At 44.8% G+C, this 22,278-nt stretch carries 21 protein-coding genes and 1 pseudogene; 12 read left to right on the plus strand and 10 right to left on the minus strand.

Going from position 1 to position 22,278, the window contains the following annotated elements; genetic code table 11:
• Positions 1-1,174, minus strand: a pseudogene (locus tag NIES208_RS04185) (hypothetical protein); the annotation flags it as partial.
• Positions 1,175-1,911: 737 nt separating this feature from the next.
• Between NIES208_RS04185 and fabD the strand changes: the two are divergent.
• Positions 1,912-2,790, plus strand: a complete 879-nt coding sequence (gene fabD, locus NIES208_RS04190; RefSeq protein WP_075890037.1) for an ACP S-malonyltransferase — start codon at positions 1,912-1,914, stop codon at positions 2,788-2,790.
• A 75-nt stretch (positions 2,791-2,865) separates the two neighbouring features.
• Here the strand turns inward: fabD and NIES208_RS04195 are convergent, their stop codons facing one another.
• From NIES208_RS04195 to nuoH, 5 genes are all read right to left on the minus strand, one after another.
• Positions 2,866-4,326 (minus strand): glycosyl hydrolase family 57, encoded by a 1,461-nt coding sequence (locus NIES208_RS04195; RefSeq protein WP_075890039.1) that lies wholly within the window; start codon positions 4,324-4,326, stop codon positions 2,866-2,868.
• 271 nt (positions 4,327-4,597) lie between these two features.
• A complete protein-coding gene (nuoK, locus tag NIES208_RS04200; RefSeq protein WP_198158715.1) occupies positions 4,598-4,903 on the minus strand; it encodes an NADH-quinone oxidoreductase subunit NuoK in 306 nt (101 codons plus the stop codon).
• Between the two features lie 20 nt (positions 4,904-4,923).
• The gene (locus NIES208_RS04205) at positions 4,924-5,541 is read right to left on the minus strand and encodes an NADH-quinone oxidoreductase subunit J (protein WP_075890041.1); all 618 of its coding nucleotides are present in this window, start codon (positions 5,539-5,541) and stop codon (positions 4,924-4,926) included.
• An 80-nt stretch (positions 5,542-5,621) separates the two neighbouring features.
• Positions 5,622-6,245: an NAD(P)H-quinone oxidoreductase subunit I gene (gene ndhI / locus NIES208_RS04210; protein ID WP_075890043.1), complete on the minus strand. Its 624-nt coding sequence runs from the start codon at positions 6,243-6,245 to the stop codon at positions 5,622-5,624.
• 39 nt (positions 6,246-6,284) lie between these two features.
• On the minus strand, positions 6,285-7,403 hold the full coding sequence (nuoH, locus tag NIES208_RS04215) for an NADH-quinone oxidoreductase subunit NuoH (RefSeq protein ID WP_075890045.1): 1,119 nt from the start codon (positions 7,401-7,403) through the stop codon (positions 6,285-6,287).
• A 393-nt stretch (positions 7,404-7,796) separates the two neighbouring features.
• Between nuoH and NIES208_RS04220 the strand changes: the two genes are divergently transcribed.
• Positions 7,797-8,486: a DUF928 domain-containing protein gene (locus NIES208_RS04220; RefSeq protein ID WP_075890047.1), complete on the plus strand. Its 690-nt coding sequence runs from the start codon at positions 7,797-7,799 to the stop codon at positions 8,484-8,486.
• A gap of 32 nt (positions 8,487-8,518) precedes the next feature.
• Positions 8,519-9,295, plus strand: coding sequence for a DUF928 domain-containing protein (locus NIES208_RS04225; RefSeq protein ID WP_075890049.1), 777 nt, complete (start codon positions 8,519-8,521; stop codon positions 9,293-9,295).
• 125 nt (positions 9,296-9,420) lie between these two features.
• Here NIES208_RS04225 and NIES208_RS04230 read toward each other — a convergent pair whose 3' ends face one another.
• Together NIES208_RS04230 and pgl are read right to left on the minus strand one after the other, a co-directional pair.
• A complete protein-coding gene (locus NIES208_RS04230) occupies positions 9,421-10,131 on the minus strand; it encodes an FHA domain-containing protein (RefSeq protein ID WP_075890050.1) in 711 nt (236 codons plus the stop codon).
• 101 nt (positions 10,132-10,232) lie between these two features.
• Entirely contained in the window at positions 10,233-10,976 is a 744-nt protein-coding gene (gene pgl, locus NIES208_RS04235) for a 6-phosphogluconolactonase (protein ID WP_075890052.1), read from the minus strand.
• 98 nt (positions 10,977-11,074) lie between these two features.
• Here pgl and NIES208_RS04240 point away from each other — a divergent pair, with 98 nt between their 5' ends.
• The 3 genes from NIES208_RS04240 to nusB all read left to right on the plus strand — a co-directional run bounded on the left by NIES208_RS04240 (position 11,075) and on the right by nusB (position 13,677).
• Entirely contained in the window at positions 11,075-11,962 is an 888-nt protein-coding gene (locus NIES208_RS04240; protein ID WP_216349353.1) for an HpsJ family protein, read from the plus strand.
• Between the two features lie 237 nt (positions 11,963-12,199).
• Positions 12,200-12,961 (plus strand): DUF502 domain-containing protein, encoded by a 762-nt coding sequence (locus tag NIES208_RS04245; protein WP_075890054.1) that lies wholly within the window; start codon positions 12,200-12,202, stop codon positions 12,959-12,961.
• Between the two features lie 71 nt (positions 12,962-13,032).
• The gene (gene nusB, locus NIES208_RS04250) at positions 13,033-13,677 is read left to right on the plus strand and encodes a transcription antitermination factor NusB (protein ID WP_075890056.1); all 645 of its coding nucleotides are present in this window, start codon (positions 13,033-13,035) and stop codon (positions 13,675-13,677) included.
• 144 nt (positions 13,678-13,821) lie between these two features.
• On the opposite strand, the gene NIES208_RS04255 is transcribed toward nusB, so the two are convergent.
• Entirely contained in the window at positions 13,822-14,439 is a 618-nt protein-coding gene (locus tag NIES208_RS04255) for a CPP1-like family protein (protein ID WP_075890058.1), read from the minus strand.
• Positions 14,440-14,737: 298 nt separating this feature from the next.
• On the opposite strand from NIES208_RS04255, the gene NIES208_RS04260 reads away from it, so the two are divergent.
• The 4 genes from NIES208_RS04260 (at position 14,738) to dusB (ending at position 19,543) form a co-directional block, all read left to right on the plus strand.
• Positions 14,738-15,448, plus strand: coding sequence for a response regulator transcription factor (locus NIES208_RS04260; RefSeq protein ID WP_075890060.1), 711 nt, complete (start codon positions 14,738-14,740; stop codon positions 15,446-15,448).
• Positions 15,449-15,609: 161 nt separating this feature from the next.
• Positions 15,610-16,605 (plus strand): PhoH family protein, encoded by a 996-nt coding sequence (locus NIES208_RS04265; RefSeq protein ID WP_075890062.1) that lies wholly within the window; start codon positions 15,610-15,612, stop codon positions 16,603-16,605.
• A gap of 69 nt (positions 16,606-16,674) precedes the next feature.
• Positions 16,675-18,444 (plus strand): two-component system response regulator, encoded by a 1,770-nt coding sequence (locus NIES208_RS04270; protein WP_075890064.1) that lies wholly within the window; start codon positions 16,675-16,677, stop codon positions 18,442-18,444.
• Positions 18,445-18,490: 46 nt separating this feature from the next.
• On the plus strand, positions 18,491-19,543 hold the full coding sequence (dusB, locus tag NIES208_RS04275) for a tRNA dihydrouridine synthase DusB (protein WP_075890066.1): 1,053 nt from the start codon (positions 18,491-18,493) through the stop codon (positions 19,541-19,543).
• A gap of 50 nt (positions 19,544-19,593) precedes the next feature.
• On the opposite strand, the gene lpxD is transcribed toward dusB, so the two are convergent.
• Positions 19,594-20,616 carry a UDP-3-O-(3-hydroxymyristoyl)glucosamine N-acyltransferase gene (lpxD, locus tag NIES208_RS04280; protein WP_075890096.1) on the minus strand — a complete coding sequence of 341 codons (1,023 nt, stop codon included), beginning with the start codon at positions 20,614-20,616 and terminating at the stop codon, positions 19,594-19,596.
• A gap of 20 nt (positions 20,617-20,636) precedes the next feature.
• On the opposite strand from lpxD, the gene NIES208_RS04285 reads away from it, so the two are divergent.
• Positions 20,637-21,209, plus strand: a complete 573-nt coding sequence (locus NIES208_RS04285; RefSeq protein WP_075890068.1) for a TerD family protein — start codon at positions 20,637-20,639, stop codon at positions 21,207-21,209.
• A 67-nt stretch (positions 21,210-21,276) separates the two neighbouring features.
• Positions 21,277-22,275, plus strand: a complete 999-nt coding sequence (gene dcm / locus NIES208_RS04290) for a DNA (cytosine-5-)-methyltransferase (protein WP_075890070.1) — start codon at positions 21,277-21,279, stop codon at positions 22,273-22,275.
• Positions 22,276-22,278: the final 3 nt, after the last annotated feature.

Below are 22,278 nucleotides of genomic sequence, written 5' to 3' on the forward strand. Positions count from 1 at the left end.
TCGAAGAATTGGCCGTAATGTTCGAAGAATTGGCCGTAATATTCGAGCTATTAGCGGTGATGTTCGAAGAGTTGGCCGTAATATTCGAGCTATTAGCGGTGATGTTCGAAGAATTGGCCGTGATGTTCGAAGAATTCGCTGTGATGTTCGAGCTATTAGCCGTGATGTTCGAAGAGTTGGCCGTAATATTCGAGCTATTAGCCGTGATGTTCGAAGAATTGGCCGTAATGTTCGAGCTATTAGCGGTGATGTTCGAAGAATTGGTACTAATTCTAGTAACAACAGCCCCGCCATCGGTTAACAGTTGATCAGTATCTGGATCATAAAAAATGATTTCATCATTATCCACATCAGCTGTAGCATCATCGCCTAAACCCGGAAGAAAGTAATCACTTGCTCCAGCTGCACCAACAACAACCTCATTGGCACCAGCTGTGACTCCTGAACCAATGGCAATACCGTTCACTCCAGTTACGGAAGAACCTTGTCCAATGGCTACACCTTGATCCCCTGCTCCTGAAGCAGAAGCCCCTTCTCCAATTACAGTAGCGTTTTCGGCTCCAGCCGCAATATTTGTATTTGCACCTATTGCCGTACCATTATTACCTCGTGCGTTTGCATCAAAGCCCAGAGACGTTGCGTTTGAGTTGCCGCCAGTATTTCCTGCATTCGCTTCAGCACCAATTGCCGTATTTTGCGTGCCACCAGTTGGAGCTGTGGCATTAAAACCAACGGCTGTTGAGTTCTCTCCTCTTGCATCACTTTGACTACCAACAGCTGTTGCTTGAACTGCATCTGCCGTTGAATTTCGACCAAGAGCTGTAGCATCCTCTTGGTTAGCTAGAGAACTCTGACCAACAGCAGTCGTATCTAAAGCACTAGCCTCTGAATCTTGGCCAATAGCTGTTGCATTATCAGCTGTAGCTCCTGAATTCCGTCCAACAGCTGTGGCTCTAGCTCCTGTTGCCTGAGCCCCCCTGCCAATAGCTGTTGCGGAACCTCCATTAGCAGTAGCACCAATACCACAAGCTAAATTCGTATCCGTATTATTAGCTGCGCCACCTGTAGTATCAGTTCCATCGGTGGCTGTTCCGTCCCCATTAGTATCGAGAAGACAAACTTCAGCTTGGGCTGGTTTACTCGAAGGCAGAATCACCCCCGATAGAGCTAACATCAAAGTTAGAGCCGGGCTGGCGATCAGAGTAAACCGAAATTAAATTTGTGGCTTCATGGTGAATACTTAGGCAGAAAAAATTACGTGTTGTCGAAGGTTTTGATGCAGTGATTGGCGCTTCAAATATCTTTGAAGATAGTTTACCTAGCGCAGAGAAAGAATTTCTTATATCGCAATGGGGTTAAACAAATACAGCTATTTTCATATTAATGATGCAAAGTTGTCATATTCATATAAACCAAGTTAATTCTGCATTAGATTTAAGATAAATGCAATCATTGTACGAACAAGCTCAAAATATTGATTTTATGGATGCGAGTTGCCTTTAGCCAAAAATCTGTTGACAGGCTAGTTTTCTTGCAGATCATAGATGTGTTTTGCTTAATAGATTATGTAAACACAAAAACTTTTATGTTTCACTCCTACTGGATAGGATAGTGTCATGCTTCCTTTTTCACTTTAATTGTTTCTAACATTTGCAATAGTAAAAACATTCCTTGAACTAAGTTGCGACAAACGAGTTGTCAGAGTTCTAAAAGTTTTCTTTAAAGATGAATAAAGTCCGTAAAGTCTTCACACTTTAATACAATTTTGATCTAGCATATTCTGATCAAAAAGTATTTCATCAAGCATTAGTCGCTATTTCTGTTGTTTTTCGCTTTTGTTCGGAACACTTAAATTGCAGGTGTCTCATATAATCAAATTTTGGAAAACACTACATAACAGAAGGATAGGTAATGGGTAAGATTGCGTGGCTTTTTCCGGGGCAGGGTTCTCAGGCGGTAGGCATGGGAGCAGATTTAGTGGAGCATCCGCTTGCTAAGGTAAGGTTTGCTGAGGCAGAGAACATTTTAGGATGGTCTGTTCTCGATAAATGCCAAGGTGACGAGACGGAATTATCCCGCACTCTTTATACTCAGCCTTGTTTGTACGTTGTCGAGGCTATTTTGTGTGATATGTACCGGGAAAAAGCTGGTGATGTTGATTTTGTTGCGGGTCACAGTCTTGGGGAATATGTCGCTCTCTATGGGGCGGGTGTTTATGATTTTGCGGCCGGCCTTAAGCTGGTTCAAAAGCGTGCGCAGCTAATGGATCAAGCTTCTGGTGGCAAAATGGCGGCAATGATGAAGTTTAATCGTGAAGAACTCACTGCAAAAATCGAAGCGACTGATGGGGTAACCCTCGCGAATGACAATAGTGAACAGCAGGTGGTGATTTCTGGTACGCCTGAGGCGGTAGATGAGGTGATGAACAATGTGAAAGCAAAACGGGCGATCGCCCTCAATGTTTCCGGTGCATTCCACTCACCGTTTATGGCAGAAGCATCAGAGCAATTCAACACAGTACTCGCCGATATTGAGTTTCAAGATGCCAAAATTCCCGTTTTGTCTAATGTTGACCCACAGCCAGAAACGGATGCTAGTGCCTTAAAGGCTCGCCTTGAAAAGCAAATGACAGGTTCTGTGCGCTGGCTTGAAATTATGAATACACTCAACGATCTTGATGTTTCAGAAGCCGTAGAAATTGGCCCCGGAAAAGTTTTAACGGGTTTAATTAAGCGTACTTGCAAGGACATGACAACGAAAAATATCGATACCCTCGAAAAGATTGGTTGAATTTAACTGCTAACTAAAAAAGGGCGCTTCGCGAAGTGCCCCTACGGAAATTATTTAAGATCCTGACAGATCAGATTACTCTAAGCTGGCCATGCCGTCAGCGTAGAGCTTGCGGGCATAATCAGTCCAAGTACCCTGTCCCCAGTAACGGAAACAGCTAGTTTCCACAAGCATTAAATATAGCAACGAGCGTTGATAGGCTTCAGTTTTGGTGACGCTTGGATCTTCTGCAACCAGACGATCATACTTTTCGTGGAACTTGGCACTCAGTTCGTTCATGGGCTCAAGGACATTTTCATAGCCCTTCACCCAACTCAAATCGTTAGTCCAAGATGCGCCATCCATATGGAATTGGTGGTCGTTGGCGTTGAGGTCGGCGATCGCCGCTTCCACTTTTTCAGTTGTGGCAGACGTAGGATCAACAAGATTCCAAATTTTAGACTGACCAACGGCCTGACAAACCGGATAATCCGCTTCAGTAATACCAGCCGCATCAAGCAGCTCAAGGTATTCAGTGCCATTAAAACCAACAACACTGCTGTCATTTTTAATCTCGTGCCAAGCAGGATTGTAACCACCGGGAAACTCATTCATCATCACGCCACCATTTTCACCGTCGGCGATTTGGCTGACAAGACAAGGCACTTCTTTACCACCTAGTTGTTGGCGGCCACGGCTTTTCGCTTCATAGTAAGGTTGCATCTGCGCCACAAGTTTCGTATCAGAACCTTGGGTTTTAATCAGCGCTGTAATACTAATTTCTTCGCCACGGGAATTACGGGCAAGTAAACGATTAGGCACATATTTTTCGTCTTGGGTAAGACCAGAACCATCAAGGTGCTCCACCGAAGCTTCCTGGACTAAAAGCCAGCGATAGCCACATTCTTTAAGAGCTTTAACATATTCATAGAGCGCATCGGGATGATTAGGTAGGTGCATTTCTGGCGGCGAAAAACCTTTCACACGCTTAAGCGCTTCAACACCAAAAATCTCTGCGAAATAATGTTGCCAAGCTTGAATTTGCAGCTTTAGATCAGGAATGGGCGTTGAAGTGGCGACGGCGTGACTCCACATCGTACCGAGCCATTCGACGTAAGGCTGATAAGTCTTATCAACGGTGATTTTCTTCAGATTGTCGATCACATCATGACGACCCATCTGCTTTAAACCCCACAGCAAATTGCCGGAATAGTCGAGCATAATCCTTGGGCTGCAACCCGCTGCGACAAGTTCGGGAATAAAGTCACCCATACGGCTATAACACCACGCAAAAACAGTCGCGTTATGGTTGTCCCCGTCGTGGGGATTTTCCATCATGTGCTGGAGGTTGCAAATAAGCGACCCGTTTTCCCCTGCGGGAATGGTGGGTTGGTGCATGTGTAGCGCACAGGCAAATCCGGCCTGAATTTGATCTAAATTGAGATCGCTACGGTCTACAAAAATTGTTTCGTTGTGGTTCACAATGTCAGCAATTTCTTGCTCTTGCCCGCACACATGGGGCAGATTTGTGGATGTGGAGGAGAATGTCGCAACCATGTAAATTTCCTTTATATGTCTATGGTTCTACGATTTTCGAGGATAGATAAACTAAGCCAAAAATGTCGTGTGATTTACGTTGCTCTTAATGTTATCTCAAGATTTCAATTGATTAGTTTAAGTTTTAGTACGCTGTGTTATTATTCGCTAACCTTATTAATGAATGAGGCTGAGGAATAAAAAAGAGCCTCCTAGGAGACTCACTAAGTAGATATGTTTTGAGAGAAAGGCGATCGCCGCCTTTATTTTTCAGGGATTTACTATGGGAGATTTACCATTTGAGGAGATTAAACTGCTCCATATCAATGGTGTTGCGATTACGGTAGATTGCGAGAATAATGGCGAGGCCAACGGCCGCCTCTGCCGCTGCCACAGTCAAAACGAAGACCGTAAAAACCTGACCTTTAATTTCACCGGGATCGAGGAAATTTGAGAACCCCATAAAGTTCAAGTTGACAGAATTTAGTAATAATTCAATGGACATTAGGACTCGTACAGCATTCCGACTAGTCACCAAGCCATAGATACCGATACAAAAAAGAGCTGCTGCGAGGACAAGAATATATTCGAGTTGAATTTGCATGGATTCTAAAAGGTCTAGTTTTTGTCAGAATTGTTAGACGCAGAAACGAGTTCGCGAGGACGTTCAGGGAGTTGTAAACCAGTGCTGCCGCCATCATCCGTCTCGGAAATTTCCGGAATGATATCACGGCGGGCAAGGATAATCGCACCGACCATGGCAATCAGTAGCAATATTGATGCTAGTTCAAAGGGTAATAGAAAATCGCTAAAGAAATGTTTGGCGATCGCCACCACAGAATTGCCCACCGCCGCCGGAGAAATTGCCGATAACTTCCAAGGAGTAATTAACACCATTGTGCCAAGGAGCGCAAATAAACCAAGACAGACTAAAGCCGTTGCTCCCTGACGTACCCAGCGACGGGGCATCGTACTATAATCTTCCTGCTTGTTGACCAGCATGATGGCAAACAGGATCAAAACATTAATCGCTCCCACGTAGATCAGCACCTGCGCCGCAGCAACAAAATCAGCATTTAACAGGATATAAAATCCAGAAATACTCATAAATACACCACCCAAAAGGAAGGCGGAGTAGACAATATTCTCAAAGAGCACCACCCCTAGGGCAGAAACAATCATCATCACTGCCAAGATGACGAAAGAAACAATTTGAACGCCTTCTGCTAAATTCACTTTTTACTTAAACTCCTAACCAATAAACTCTTGTATCAAATCAGTGTGTGAAACGAAGCCCACTAAGGGGCGATCGCCACCTATTCAGCATCAGCCGTTTTAGCTGTTTCTTTATCCTGCTCAGCCTTAAGCCGTTCCAAAATATCCTCTGGATGCTCACCTGCTCGTTGGGAACCTTCCGGTAAATCATGGGGATCCATCACGCCATTCGGCAAATAAGCCAGCTCACGCATGGGTGTGACCATTGGATCTTGGGTAACCTTATAGGGTAAACGACCCAGAGCGACACTATCGTAATTTAGTTCGTGGCGATCATAGGTGGCAAGCTCGTATTCTTCAGTCATCGACAGACAATTCGTGGGGCAGTATTCAACGCAGTTACCACAGAAAATACAGACACCAAAATCAATGCTGTAGTGCTTGAGGATTTTCTTTTTCGCTGCCTTATTAAATTCCCAATCCACCACAGGAAGGTTGATCGGACAGACCCGCACACAGACTTCGCATGAAATACACTTATCAAATTCATAGTGAATTCTGCCGCGAAAACGCTCTGAAGGAATGAGTTTTTCGTAGGGGTACTGCACTGTGACTGGACGACGACGCATATGGTCGAACGTTACCGAAAGACCCTGACCAATATATTTAGCGGCTTGGGCAGCTTCTTTAGCGTAGTCACCAACTTGTTTGAGGATTTTAAACATGGGTTTTAAGGGGTCAAGTTAAACGGTTAACAGAGTGGGTTAGCCACCAAAGGCAACGGGGAAAGCCAGTTTCAATGCTGCGGTAAGCAACAAATTCACTAGGGCAACGGGAAGTAAAAATTTCCAGCCAAAGTTTAATAGTTGGTCAATGCGTACTCGCGGTAATGTCCAACGCAGAAGCAGGGCAATGAAGACAAGGGCATAGGCTTTTACCAAGGTCATAATGATCCCGAGGGATGCGGTGATCACCTGTAACCAGCCTGTGTCGGGAGAAACGCCCAACCAATCGGCGAGACGATCTAAAGGCACTGGAAATTCCCAGCCGCCAAGATACAAAATCGAAACAATGAGGGCAGAGAGCACGAGGTTAACGTAGGAACCAACGTAAAACAGGCCAAATTTCATGCCTGCATATTCTGTTTGGTAACCTGCAACTAGTTCTTCCTCTGCTTCGGGTAAGTCAAAGGGGAGGCGTTCACATTCTGCTAGGGCTGCAATCCAGAAAATCAGGAAGCCAATGGGTTGACGCCAGATATTCCAGCCAAGGATGCCGTAACCGGATTGTTGTTCAACGATGTCAATGGTGCTGAGACTGTTCGACATCATGGCGATCGCCAATACAGCTAAAGCCAAAGGAATTTCGTAGCTAATTGATTGGGCAGCTGCTCGCAAACCACCGAGAAGCGAATACTTATTGTTCGAAGCATAACCAGACATTAACAAGCCAATGGGTGCAATGCTTGATAAAGAAATCCACAGAAAAATACCGACATTTAAGTCAGTAATCACCAGATTTTGTCCAAAGGGAACGATGAGATAGGACAGAAAGACCGGAATTACGACCAATGCCGGGCCGAGGGTAAATAGCCAAGGATCGGTTTTAGCGGGAACAACATCTTCTTTAAATACTAATTTCAGTCCATCGGCGACTGGCTGGAGTACACCCAATGGCCCTGCATATTCGGGGCCTACACGTTGCTGAGCGGCGGCGGAAACTTTTCTTTCTAGCCAGACAACGACGAGTACGCCGACAGTCGCGCCAATAATCATCAGCAACAACGGTAATGGCAACCAAATCGTTTTGGCGATTTCGTGGGAAAGTCCCAAAGATTGCAGCGTTTCAATAAAGCTACCTTGGAGGTCGATTCCTGAGTTCATATCGGTTTATCTATCCTGCTCATTGAGTTCCGACAATTGATACCAGAAACAATGGTTTTTAGAAAATTTACGTTACCGATTTAGTATATCGTTGTTCCGCTCGTGACAACTCCCTTCGTGAAACAGTTCTAGGATTTGCTTAGGTGTCTTTAAATTAGAAATAGACAAAAAAACTAGTGAAAAGCGCCGAACTTATCAGGATTTAGGGCATTTCATCTGGAAAACAGGGTAAATAACAGGGCGATCGCCCGTTAGTCAATTAATCATACTAATCAAATAAATTAGTGATTTAAAAGACTGACGATATTCGATAGCTTTTGAAAAGCTGGAAACTTTTTTGTCATTTTCACCATCTTTAAAAAGTAATGCCATTGGCACATCAAACTTTCGAGCATGAATAATTCTTTTTTACACAACATTTCTCTCTCAAATCCCCTGAAGCGTTTTTGGCCCATCACATCTTTTGTGGGTGTGCTAACGATGCTTGGCGCGATGAGTGCTCCCGCCTCTGCTGCTTGTCTGACGAATGTTGAGGATTTTGACTTCGTCCCCAGTGGTGCAAGTCAGCAAGTCATCGCAGAATACCCACGTATGTTTTGGCGTTTGGAAAATCATCAAGCTGAAAATTTACAAATCAGCGTTACAGATGAAAATGCACGAGAACTTTATTTTTGGGACTATCGGTTAAGTCAAAGTAATGCCGAAGACTCGGATGGAGGAATGGATTTGATGTCGGTGCAACCATCTCCAAATTTAGCAGTTTCGCCCATGACAGTCGGCTCTGTACAAAATTGGCAACTGACGTTGATTTGTGATTACGGCGATCGCACCAAAGACATTGTCATTAATCAAAAAATTGAACGTATTGCAGTTGAAGAATCCCTTAAAAACTCGATTCAGGCGTTAGCAACCCCCGACAAGATTGAACTTTACCTTACCCAAGGTTTAATCAATAGCGCTTTGGTTGAATTTATGTATTGGCAAGATGAACCATCGACTGAATCCACCACAGAATCAACATCAATTGTTCACAAAAACTGGCTGGACTTCCAAAGAAAAGCGGGCATAATAGAATCACAATAATCAGGCTCGCTGCACTACTTTCACGACTTACCATGAGTAACCAAAATTTCCATTTCACCCGTGCGATCAAGACTTTACTGACGGCCTCAGGGTTGGCGGCGATCGCCCTGTGTACCACCGTGGTAAATGCTTCTGCCCAGAACATCCCTAAAGTCTGGGAAAGCCAGAAGTACCAACCTCCCTTTGGATTGCAATCTCCCGGCAATTTATCCCAAGGTGGCACACGCTCTGGTGCCGAGGCCATCGCAAACCCGAAATTCATTCCGTTGGTTCCCCAAAATAACAACTTTGGTGTCACCACAGCTGCCTATCCAAGCATCCTTGTTTACGTGGCAGACTATGCGGAACAAGCGAACGTTGATACCTTAGAATTTTTACTTCTAGATGACGAAGGCAACGAAGTTTATCGAGCGAGATTTGCTGTAGAACTGACCGGCCAGCTTCTACGTATCGACTTACCTAAACATGCTGGTTTAGCGGCACTCGAAGAAGGGAAAGATTATCTATGGTTATTGGAAGGATTTACCCAAGACTTCACACTATCGGAAACCCTCTTTACCCACGGTTGGATTCGCCGCGTCCCTCCAACGGCATCATTAGTTGAAGATTTAGAAACAAGCTCTTCAGCTCAGGAAGTCGCCAATGCTTACATTAATGAACAAATTTGGTACGACGCGATCGCCAAGCTAGAAGAGGGATTTATTAGTGGCACTGCTTCAGAGCAAATTATGGAACAATGGGAGGCTCTGCTCAGTTCTGCTGGCGTTAATGATGTTGCCTTAGATACCAGCGCCATGCTTGCAGACTAGCCTGCAAGAGGATTTTGCGTATCCCTAACAAATCACATCTGCATCACGAAAAAAGAGGGCTCAACCAATTATTTTTGGCTAAGCTCTCTTCTTTTATGGCATCACATTCATTGCTTTAACCGCAACTAATTTTCGTTCATTTGAAAGAGAAAGGTTACTTTGTCACCTTTTCCGAAGGCAATGCGATCGCCGGCACGCAGACGGTGACGATTTCCAGCAGGCAAGGGAGCATGGTTCACATAGGTTCCGTTAGAGCTGCCCGTATCCTCAATAAAGTAAATACCGTTTTCGATGCGCAGATCTGCATGGACGCGTGACACAACCTCAGAATGGGGAAAGCCTGAAATATCAATATCCGGTGGTACGACATCATTGGGTTTGCCAATATGCACCACATTTAATCCACCGGGAATATCGAGGGGAATATTTGTTTGAACATGGGTTAAGCTCGCTACCGGAGAAGTTTGAATTTTTGTCGCTGTTCCGACGGCTTGCGGCGAGGCTTCGGCATTGGCGGTGGCCACTGTTGGCATCATTTGTAAGGTGACTTCAGTTTCGTCCTCATCGGAGTCTAGGGCTGTTGCTTCTACAAAGACATCGGGGACTTGGGTTGCTGGAATATCGCCGGCATTAGGAGGGGCTGCCGAAAGATTCGCTTTTAAATTAAAACCACATTGTCCACAAAAGGTCGCGTCCTGTTGAACGGTTGCTGAGCATTGGGGACAAGTGCTGCCAGCTGTAGGTGTAGGTTGTTCTGCTAAAAGGGGAGTGTAACAGGCTTCACATTGGACTGCGCCATCAGGATTTTGGTGATTACAGTTGGGACAAGTGACCATAACGACGTTTTCAAGGGATAAACAATCAGCAACAACTCAAGATTTGCGAATTGTATGGTAATTCTTGATTTTTGAGTTTGACGCTTTTTATTGTAGAACTATTATTTTGATTTCATGGCGTAGATTGCGCCGTCTGGAGATAATTTCGCGCCGGCTTCTGCGTCTAGTAGCCACCACAACCGTCCGTCCTTTGGCTGAATAAATTTACTGGGATAGTCTTTGGGGTCGCAATCTTCGTGGAAAACCTTTTGCAAAGCGGGCTGTTTATTTGCGCCTGCCACAAGAAAAATGATGTTATGGGCTGCGTTAATGACTGGAATGGTGAGGGTAATGCGAGGGTCTTGATCTTTTTGCCCGACTGTCACTAGGCGATCGCCGGCATCTAGGGCAGCAGTTTGAGGGAATAGAGAAGCTGTGTGGCCGTCATCACCCATACCGAGCAAAATCAAATCGAACTGTGCTGGCTTGTCCCCAAAGTATGCTTTTAAAGTCTGTTCATAAGTCGCCGCATCGGTTGCAGGCTCTGTTCCTGTGGGAATGGGCAAAATATTTTTAGCTGGAATAGCACAGTTATTTAGCCATGCTTCCCGTGCCATCTTTTCGTTGCTATCGGGGTGGTCAGCGGGGACATAGCGTTCATCCCCCCAGAAAATAAAGACTTTTTCCCAATCGAGGTTTTGGCTTGCGAGTTTTTCGTATAGAGGTTTCGGAGTGCTGCCGCCGGCAAGGGCGATACTACATCTACCGCGTTTGGCGATCGCCTCTTCAATACGTCCCACAGAAAGTTTTAAAGCCCGTTTCACTAATTCAGACTTGTCATCCAAGATTTCTAGGAATTTTGTCATAAACTTTACAGAAGGCGAATTATGCCGCCTAGAATAGCTTTATTACATTACATTCTAGGTTTGACCTCCTAAAACCGACATCCACTGATACATAAAGTATGAATAGTACTCGCCTTGCCCGGTTTACTGCCCTCAGCCTCAAGATTCTTGGGGGTGTTCTCATTATCTCTGCGCTTGTGGATTATGCCCTCGCCGCTTTTCCGCTAATGCCATTGGAGGATGCATGGCAAATTAGTTTTACTAGTCAATTAGTTGATCGTGGCCTAACGCCGATGATCGGGATTGTGGCATTACTGCTGAGTGTTTGGGTCGAGTCCAGCACTGGTAAAGGAAAAACGATTAAGCCAGCTTTTTCTGATATTCGCTTTTTGAGTTTAATTTTGTCCTTGGTTTTAGGGGTGATTTTCTTTTTACTTGTGCCTTTACACCTTGATAATCTCCAAGAAATTCGAGACCAGGCCATCTCCCAAATTGAGGAGCAAACGCAACAGCAGGAACAGCAGGTGCAAGCGCAATTCGGTCAGTTGCAGGCGTTATCCCAAAGCCCTGAAGCGAAGCAACAACTGGATGAACAAATTCGTGCCATCGATGAGGCGATCGCCAGTGGACAGGTTCCCGCCGACCAGCTGGGTGCAGTGGAAGCCCAACGGCAAGAACTTTTAAACTATCAACGATTTGCCAATGATCCCAATGCCCTGAATGCCCGTCTCGAAGAATTACGAGATGAAGTGGAAAAACGCCGGGACGAACAACAGCAACAGGCTGAAAATCGCGTCTTAAAAGAAGCCTTACAAATTGGTCTACGCAGTTTATTACTAGGGGTTGGCTATATCCTTTTAGGTTGGGTTGGTGTACAAGCGAGTTTGGCAGGTAGCTCCCGGAATGTTGAGCGCCGCGAGTTAGACTATGACATGACTCCAGAGGCACAACCGACACATGCCTTAGGCGAAACGGAGCCGCCAACCAGCCCCGACGAAGAGGGTTAAATTGACTCGGCAGCACTGTCTGTCCACTGATAGGGCGACGGTTAATCCTTGGCAAAATTCTTAAGGTCAATCCCCAATGCCCCCCGAAGCTAAAAGAATCCAGTAAAATAGGATACGTCAACGGTCGCTTAATATTTTGTTACCTCCGGCTACCATTTGGCAGCAACCCTAGGCGATCGCCCCTTGTTTCAGCCCTAACGACTCTCCTCTTATTCCCCTCATCCTCAGCGAACCACCGTGCTAGAACGTCTAAAGCAAGATCTTAAAAACGACTTGATTGCGGGATTGTTAGTTGTCATTCCCTTGGCGACAACGATTTGGTTGACCATTACCATTGCGGCTTGGGTGATCAACTTTTTGACGCAAATCCCCAAACAAATCAACCCCTTTGACGGCCTAGACCCAATTTTGACCAATGCATTAAACATTTCTGTGGGCATTACCGTGCCCCTGACTTTCATCTTGGTCATTGGTCTAATGGCACGAAATATTGCAGGTCGTTGGCTATTGGACTTAGGAGAGCAGATTCTACAGGGTATTCCCCTCGCCGGCGCAATCTATAAAACCCTGAAGCAAATCCTTGAAACGTTACTCAAGGATTCCCAGAGTCGTTTTCGTCGCGTTGTCATGGTGGAATATCCCCGTAAAGGCGTGTGGACACTGGGCTTTGTCACAGGATCAGTCAGTCCGCAAATGCAGTCCCAAGTGACCCAAGCTCTCCTCAGCGTTTTTATCCCAACAACGCCGAACCCGACCTCCGGCTGGTACGCCATGGTGCCGGAAGATGAGGTGATCAATATTTCAATGTCCATCGAAGATGCTTTCAAAGTCCTGATTTCTGGTGGGATTGTGAGCCCCGATGAAAAAGAACTAGAGCGGCGATCGCTCCGCAATGGCATTCCGATCAACCTTCCCCGTCGCAAAAAGGCCGTGGCCGTTGAAGAGACAGAAGAATTGGAAATGCCCTTAAACATGGTCTCAGCAGAAGAAGAAAGATAGAGTAGCTCCAGCCCAGAATACTTTCTTGGAGCATTCACCAAAATATCGTAATATTTAGGTTTTGATTCCCTATGCCTGCTAGAAAACAACCCCGAAGCGTTGCCCGCGAAATTGCTCTTCTGAGCCTGAGTCAAGTTAAAGGTAAGGCAGAAAAACTAGAAAAACTAGAATTAGACCAACTCATGTTGGCAGCGGTGCGTACCCTGAGCGGCGAAATTAACGACATTTTAGAAGCAGCAGCTAGTGAGGTGACTCGTGCTGAAGACAAACTCCTAAAAAGCGAAACCCAAGCGATTAGCCTTCAAAGTGCCCGCACAATGGCACAAGATTCTTTAGACTTAACCCGCAAAGCCATTAACCGTCTTGGTCATGTGGTGGAATTACCTGAGTTTTTACAATTAACCAAACAAAGCGAAGTACGAACCTACGCCATTGATCTAATTGGGACTGTCCGCCGTCGTCACGAAGAAATACAGAATATCGTTTCGGATTCCCTTGTCGATTGGCAGTATCACCGTCTGCCGCGTATTGATCGCGATATCTTGCGCATTGCCGTCACTGAGATTATGTTTCTCGATGTGCCCTACAAAGTGGCCATCAATGAAGCTGTGGAATTAGCAAAACGATATTCTGACGAAGATGGCCATCGCTTTATCAACGGTGTGCTGCGCCGCATCACAGATAAGGTAAGAAGTCACGAAAAAATAGAACCTTAAAAGACAAAAAAATTAGAGAATCCCAAAAATACAGCCACATCTGGCGAAGAGACCTCTCAAGGTGAAGTCTGTATATTTTAAGGAGTTGACCAAGATCAACCCCTTATTTTTTATGGTTTAGTTGTCGCTAGGTGATCTTGCTTTTTACCTCAAAAAGCTAGTGCTCAATCCGTTAGTAATGCAGCAACTAATCAAGACAATTTGTTCTGGGGCGATCGCCAAACTAGCACCTTGGGAAGCAATTAACGCATTTAAAACGCTACCAATCGCCACACCACCCGCAAGACTGACAATCCCAATCAGTAGCGATCGCCCAAAACGATTTTCCTTGCGATAAAGCAAATACACATTCACAATCAGCAGCACAGTCAAAATAGTTGAGGCTAGACTAGCACTTAGCACTAGACTACCAAGGGCGATCGCGCCATTAACCCCAAAAGCAAGATTTAACTCTTGAGGCTCAGGCGTATCTTTTAAATCTGTAATCCAGCTAGGTAGCGACGAAGTCTCAATCCCCTTAGGGCGATCCATCACCTTCTTTTGGGACTCCGCAAAACGAATTTGGTCAGGCACATCCAACGTTCCCTGTTGGCGTTGACGGAGGCGATCCATAATGATCGCGTCATAGGCAGCTTCAAGCTGTTCTACAACCGTCGTATCTCCCTGATTTTCCTTGCTGAGCTTTTGTTTGGCAGCTTGGATTTCATCAAAGGTCGCAGACTCTGCAAGCCCAAGGGTTTTATAGGGATTTTGTTCGCTCATTCTCCTCCTCCTGTGAGCATGCGAAAAGTGGTCTATCCAGCTTCTCGAAACCGTGAGTAGTGGTCAAATTTTGTTAATTAATTACCTATTATGTCCATTTTTTGAACCGCTTTCCATTAATCTCCCGTAAGAAATATAGATTTAGCCATAAAAAGCCATTCTTCCTTATCAAAATATCAAGGAGTCCCCGCCAGTCTTTTTGATGACTTTAAACAAAATGTTGCCCATTAAGAATCTCGTCGTACACTAGAATTATTCAAACCTTCATATTTGTTTTTCAGAAACCTGATAAGAGTCTATGGCTGCTGCCAGAATCCTAGTTGTCGACGATGACCCCGCAATCCTAAATTTGATTGTACGTTTCCTTAGTCAAAAAAATTATGAAATGGAGTCGGCGGCGGACGGAAAGTCAGCCTGGGCAACATTTCAGACCTTCAAACCAGATCTTGTGATCCTCGATGTGAATTTACCTGATATTTTAGGCTATGCCCTCTGTGCGCAAATGCAGGAGCATCAGGATGTTTATATTTTAATGTTGACAAGTCGAACGGATGCATCTGACAAAATTCGCGGTTTTTCCCAGGGGGCTGATGATTATTTGACCAAGCCCTTCGACATTTTAGAATTAGAACATCGAGTGGGCGCAATTCTGCGACGTCAACGCATTGCCCCGACAGCTCAGAATAATTCTGATACGCTCAATTTTGCTAATTTGACAATTGATCCGGTACGCCGCCAAGTGAAGGTGAGTAATGATGAAGTTCATTTAACGGCTCTAGAATTTGATTTACTTCATTTTCTGGCAAAAAATGCCAATAAAGTATGGCGACGTTCGGAGCTTATCCAAGAGGTTTGGGGTTATGACTATGTCGGAGATCAGCGAGTTGTTGATGTCCATATTGGTCAAATCCGCCGTAAGCTAGAAAGCACTCCCCACCAGCAAGCTACCATTAAGACGGTTCGGGGTGTGGGCTATGTATTTGATGTGAAATCTGAGCCAGAACCATAGCATTTACACTGCTGGGGCGATCGCCTAAGAAGTAGCGAAATAAACCCATAACGCTGTTGCGTTTCCTGCTTTCCGCCAAGCCTATAGAGAAATGTGCCAAAATGAACGACTATGACCTTTAACATTCCCTTAGTCTGACTTCAGCCTATTTAAAATTTTCTATGAGCGACGTCTCGCAAAATTTACAATTACCGAGTTTAGAAAGTGCGATCGCCTTATCTGGCAGCAAAGAAGAAAACCTTGCCCTACTTTCACGCCATACAGGCACAAAAGTTGTACTTAGAGGCCAATCGCTCGATATCCGCGGCCAAGAAAAAGCCGTTAAACGTTGCTTTCGCGCTATCTCATTTCTACAACCCTATTGGGAAGTGGGTCAGGCTATTTCCCAACCAGACATTTTGACTGCCTTTCAGGCGATCGATACCAATAAACAAGACGAATATCGCGACCTGCAACAGCATACCCTTGCCAAAACTCGCCGTGGCGAATTTATTCGAGCAAAAACCTTTCGCCAGAGACAATACATTAAAGCCATCCAAAAACACGACATCACCTTCGGCATTGGCCCAGCCGGCACAGGGAAAACATTTCTTGCCGCTGTCCTTGCCGTACAAGCATTATTAAACGATGACGTAGAACGCTTAATTTTAACAAGACCAGCCGTGGAAGCAGGCGAAAGACTCGGCTTTTTACCCGGTGATCTCCAACAAAAAGTTAATCCTTTTCTCCGACCGCTCTATGATGCCCTATATCAATTTATTGATCCCCTAAAACTACCAGAGCTAATGGAAAAAGGACGCATCGAAATTGCCCCCCTTGCCTACATGCGTGGCCGAACCCTAAGCAACTCCTTTGTGATTGTCGATGAAGCACAAAACACAACGCCCGCCCAGCTAAAAATGGTACTGACACGCTTAGGGTTCGGCTCTAAAATGGTAGTGACAGGAGATATTACCCAGACAGATCTACCGACACACCAAGCATCAGGATTAGTTACCAGTAGTAATATCCTGAAATCTGTCGAAGGCATTGGATTTTGTTATCTAACGGAAGCTGATGTGGTTCGCCATCCCCTTGTGCAAAAAATTGTTGGAGCCTATGAAGCCTTTGAGAGCCGCCATGCCCCAAAGTCTGCCCCACAGTTGCGTCGTCCTTAGCAAATCGTTGTATTTACCATTGATAATTTGATTTTTTCTACCGTCAGTCAACCTTAACTCTCTCTTCCTATGACCACTATTCTCATTATTGAAGACGATGACATCGTCCGTAAGCTTGTCCGGAAAATCTTGATTCAGGAAGGCTACAAGGTAATGGAGGCTGGCGATGGTAACAGTGGCACTAAGTTGGCGCAGGAAAAACAGCCGGATCTGATTGTTTGTGACATTATGATGCCCCAGCTCAATGGCTATCAAGTTTTAGAATTGTTGCAATGTAATCAAGAAACTGAGGCAATTCCATTTATTTTTCTCACGGCAAAGGCTGAAAAGCAGTTCATGCGTCAGGGGATGCAGCTAGGAGCTGATGATTATTTAACGAAACCTTTTACAAAGAATGAATTGTTGGGGGCAATATCTGCCCGTTTAACGAAATATTCGTCTTTGAAGCAGCGTTATGCGGGTGAAGCAGCGCCGCAGGTTGATTCGCAACTGAACCAACTCACTAATCATGATGCTCTGACTAATCTTCCCACCCAGTTGGCTTTACGGGATTTATTTCATCAGATTGTACAAAGTAGTCTTAAGGCTTCAAAAAATCGAGTTCCGGGCTCTCCCCAGCAGCTCTATATGGTGCCGGTGTTTTGTATTGGTTTAGATCGGTTTCAGCGGGTCATCGCGACGTTAGGCTATGAGTCGGCCACGACATTGTTTCAGGCGATCGCCCAGCGGCTCAAAGAGATTATGGGTTCCAAGGGCGTTATCGTTCGACTCAGTGGCGATGATTTTTGTTTAATTTTAAATGCCGTTGAAAGTAAGCAATCAATCTTGAATTTTGCCCAAACTGTAATCGATGGCTTTAAGGAGCCTTTTTCCTTAGAAGAACAAAAGATTTTTGTGGGCATGAGTATCGGTGTTGCCATTTATCCAAGGGATGATTTAGATATTAGCGACCTGTTGCAAAATGCTAATAAAGCAATGTTGCAATCCCGCCAGAAAGGGGGTAATCAATATCAGCTATTTACGGCAGCTTTTAATGTTGGCAAATCTAATCTTGTTTCCCTAGAAACTGATCTTCGTTATGCGATTCGGCGTAAAGAGATTAAAGTTCATTACCAACCAAAAATGGATTTTCAAAATGGCAAAATCACAGGTGCTGAGGCTTTATTGCGTTGGTATCACCCAGAGCGGGGTGCTGTTTCACCCGATACGTTTATTGCTTTAGCGGAAGAAATTGGTGTCATTGAAGAAGTTGGAGAATTTGTTCTTAATAAAGCTTGCCAGCAGTTAAAAATTTGGCAGCAAAATGGTCTTAAGGATTTTCAGATGTCTGTTAATCTATCGGCACGTCAGTTTAATCAGCTTAATCTCCACCAACGTCTGAGCCGTATTTTAATTGACAATAATATCGAACCTCAAGATTTACAGTTAGAGCTGACTGAAAGTACTTTGGTGCAAAATGCTGAGGTGGCAATTCGTCGTTTAAAAGCCCTTAAAACCCTTGGGGTTTCTATTGCTATTGATGATTTTGGCACAGGTTATTCTTCGTTGAGCTATCTGCAACAATTCCCCTTTGATGTTTTAAAAATTGATCGTTCTTTTGTGAAAAATATTCATACGAATAAGGCTAATTCAGCCATTATTACGGCGATTATTACGATGGCTCACCGCCTCGGTCTAAAGGTTATTGCGGAAGGTGTGGAAAGTCAGGAGGAGCTAGATTTTCTTAAAAAACATGGTTGTGATGGGATGCAGGGCTATCTCTTTAGTTATCCTGTCAGTGCGAGTGAGTTTTCGAGTTCGCCTTTTATGGGGACTAATTTTCAAAGTGATTTGATTTAATTTCATTTCATTTCATGGATATGATGTATCTATCTTTTCAAGGTTCATGCGGATAACTCAAGCGGAATTAGAGTTTTGGCGATCGCCGCTCCAGATTGGCAATGTCACCTTCACTAGTAGGGTGTTGCAAGCGCCTTTGTCGGGGGTGACGGATCTGGTATTTCGGCGGTTGGTGCGTCGGTATGCGCCCCAGTCGATGATGTATACGGAAATGGTCAATGCTAAGGAAATTCATCATTTGGCGGAGTTGCCCCGGCTGATGGAACTGGATAAAGATGAACATCCGGTGAGTATTCAGTTATTTGATTGTCGGCCAGATTTTATGGGGGAGGCGGCGCAAAAGGCTGTGGCAGAAGGGGCGCAAACTATTGATATTAATATGGGTTGTCCGGTCAATAAAATCACGAAAAAAGGGGGCGGTAGTTCGTTATTGCGTCAACCGGCAGTGGCTGTTGAGATTGTGAAGGCGGTTGTTGAGGCGGTGGATATTCCAGTAACAGTGAAGACGCGCATCGGTTGGAAGGATGATGAGATTACAATCCTCGATTTTGCGCGGCGGCTGGAGGATGCGGGGGCGATGATGTTGACGGTGCATGGTCGGACGCGGGAACAGGGTTATAAGGGCACGGCGAAATGGGAATGGATTCGCAAGGTAAAAGAAGCGCTGATGATTCCGGTGATTGCCAATGGCGATATTTTCTCGGTGGATGGGGCGATCGCCTGTCTTCAGGAAACGGGGGCTGATGGGGTGATGTGTTCGCGGGGGACGTTGGGTTATCCATTTTTGGTGGGGGAAATTGACCATTTTTTACGGACTGGCGAAAAATTACCGCAACCGACGGCCATTGAAATGATGCAATGTGCGAAAGAACATCTCGATGGATTGTGGGAATACAAAGGTCAAAAGGGGATTTTTCAGTCTCGCAAACATCTGACTTGGTATTGCAAGGGTTTTCCCGGTGCGGCGGAACTGCGCGATAAATTAGCCCGTATTGATTCGGTAGAGGAAGGTCATAGTTTGCTGGATGGGGCGATCGCCAACCTCCTTGCGCGAGATCAAGAATTTCGCATTGCCCCTGCAGAAAGTTCGGTCTTGTAACAGTGTTTCAAAGATCGAAAAAGGGCGTTTCCCGAAACGCCCCTACATCCCTATTTCGTTAATTTGCGAAAGGCTTTGTACATTTCAGGCAAACGTTTATAAATAGCCGAAGCTTTAAGATAAACGGCATTGGGAACCGCTGGACTTCCTGAAACAATTTCCCCCGCTGCAACTTTATTGTTAATGCCTGTCTGAGCTGTGGCGATCGCCCCATCACCAATCACCGCTTCATTTGCAACACCCACCTGACCACCGAGTAAGACTCGATTACCGACGGTTACGCCGCCAGCCAAACCCACCTGAGCCGCCAAAGCAGAATTAGAACCAACGACACAACCGTGGGCAACGTGAACTAAATTATCCAGCTTCGTATCAGATTTAATGCGCGTTTCACCGACAGCAGGACGATCCACCGCGGAATTGCAGCCAATTTCCACGCCATCTTCCAGCACTACGATTCCCGACTGTTCCATCTTGAACCAACCCGTCGGACTCGGCACAAAACCAAAACCTTCTGCGCCAATGACCGCACCACTATGAATCACGCAATTATTGCCAATTTTTACTCGCTCATGAATTGTGCAATTGGCATGGAGTAAACAGTTTTCGCCAATTTCCACATCGGGATAAACTACAGCGTTCGCCATAATGCAGGAGCGATCGCCGATCTTCGCATTCGGATAAATCACCACATGAGCGCCAATGGAGACATCCTCACCAACCGTTGCAGTGGGATCGATAATTGCAGTGGGATGAATGCCGGGTTCCGGTCGAAAAGGTTTATAAAAAATCTGAATGACAGCCGCAAATAATAATCTCGGCGCTTTCGTACTAACCCAAGCAATACCTCGTTCCGCAGCCTGTTGTTGTAAATCTTTATCGTTCGGCAGCACCAAAGCCTTAGCCCCAGTCGTGCCCACCATTGCCGCAAATTTGCCCCCTTCGATATAGCTCATCTCGGTGGCGATCGCCTCATCCACCGCAGCAACTCCCGAAATATCAGGATCATCCGCCAAAGAATGATCAATAATGAGACCAGGCGGTAGAGCCTTAACAATGTCAGAAACATTCATCGAATTTTTATCCACCAAAAATGAGCATTAATCTAAAAAAAGGACAAGGAATCTCCCTCAAAAAAGCTGCCCCGAGCCTCAACGCCGGCTTTATCGGTCTAGGCTGGGACATCAAACAACAGGGCGGTATGGACTTTGACCTTGATGCCTCAGTATTCATGCTGGGAACGAACGGTAAGCTCATATCCGATCAGCATTTCATTTTTTACAATAACTTGACCAGTCCCGATCCCGACAAATCCGTCAAACTGATGGGCGACAATCGTACCGGCGCAGGAGAAGGCGATGACGAAGTTTTAATCATTGATTTTCGGAAAATTCCCGCAGATGTCGTTCAAATTGCGATCGCCGTATCTATCTACGAAGGAGAAGAACGTAAACAAAACTTTGGCTCCGTCCAAAACGCCTTTGTCCGTCTAGTAGACGTCGAAACAAAAAAAGAAGTACTGCGCTACTCACTCCAACAACAATTCTCCACAGAAACCGCATTAATTATGGCAAATGTTGCCCGCGAAAACAGTGAATGGCGACTGAACGCAATTGGTGATGCTTACCAAGGAGGCCTACAAACATTACTTGACCGGTTCCAATAACCTCGAACTGCTGCTATTTTTTCTAGACTTATTTGAACTCAAATAGAAAGCCTTATTACCCCATACCGTGACCTCAGTAAATCCCTACAAATTCATAGATTTATTCGCTGGCATTGGTGGCTTTAGACTAGCACTTGATAATCTTGGTTGCCAATGTGTTTTTTCTTCAGAATGGAATAAATTCTCTCAACAAACTTACTTCGCAAATTTTGGGGAACAGCCCCATGGTGACATCACACAAATTCACGAATTAGAGATCCCAGACCACGATATTTTAGTAGGTGGTTTTCCTTGCCAGCCTTTTAGTATTGCCGGAGTCACTAAATACAATGCTCTTGGTAATAAACATGGATTTGATCACCCAACTCAAGGGACTTTATTTTTCGATATTGTTCGTATTATAAAAGCGAAGCGACCATCTGCTTTTATTCTTGAAAATGTCAAAAATCTACAGAATCATAACAAAGGAAAAACTTTTAAAATTATTAGAGAAACCCTTTTCCAAGAGCTAGGATATCAGCTTTATTACCAAGTAATTGATGCAAGAACTGTTGTCCCCCAGAATAGAAAAAGAATTTTTATTGTTGGATTTCGTGAACCAGTAGAATTCACTTTCCCACATATTGAAGATCAAAAGCCGAAAGCTAAAGTAATTTTAGAACAGAACGTTCCCCAAAAATATACCCTTAGCGACAAACTATGGTCATATTTGCAAAATTATGCCGCAAAACATAGAGCAAAAGGTAATGGTTTCGGATTTGGTTTAATGGACTTTGAAGGAATTACTAGAACATTGAGTGCAAGATATTATAAAGATGGTTCGGAAATTTTGGTTCCTCAAGAAGGTAAGAATCCTCGCAGACTCACCCCCAGAGAATGTGCTAGGTTAATGGGCTTTCCCGAGAATTTTATTATTCCAGTTTCTGACAACCAAGCTTATCGCCAATTTGGTAATGCAGTTGTCCCTCTAATTGTGGAAGAAGTTGGCAAGTCGGTACTAGACAGTTTGACAAACAATATTTTGATTTCACCTCAACAAGTTATTAAGCAACTTAGTCTCTTTTAAAAA

Origin of the sequence: [Limnothrix rosea] IAM M-220, from assembly GCF_001904615.1 — a bacterium.
GTDB lineage: Bacteria > Cyanobacteriota > Cyanobacteriia > Cyanobacteriales > MRBY01 > MRBY01.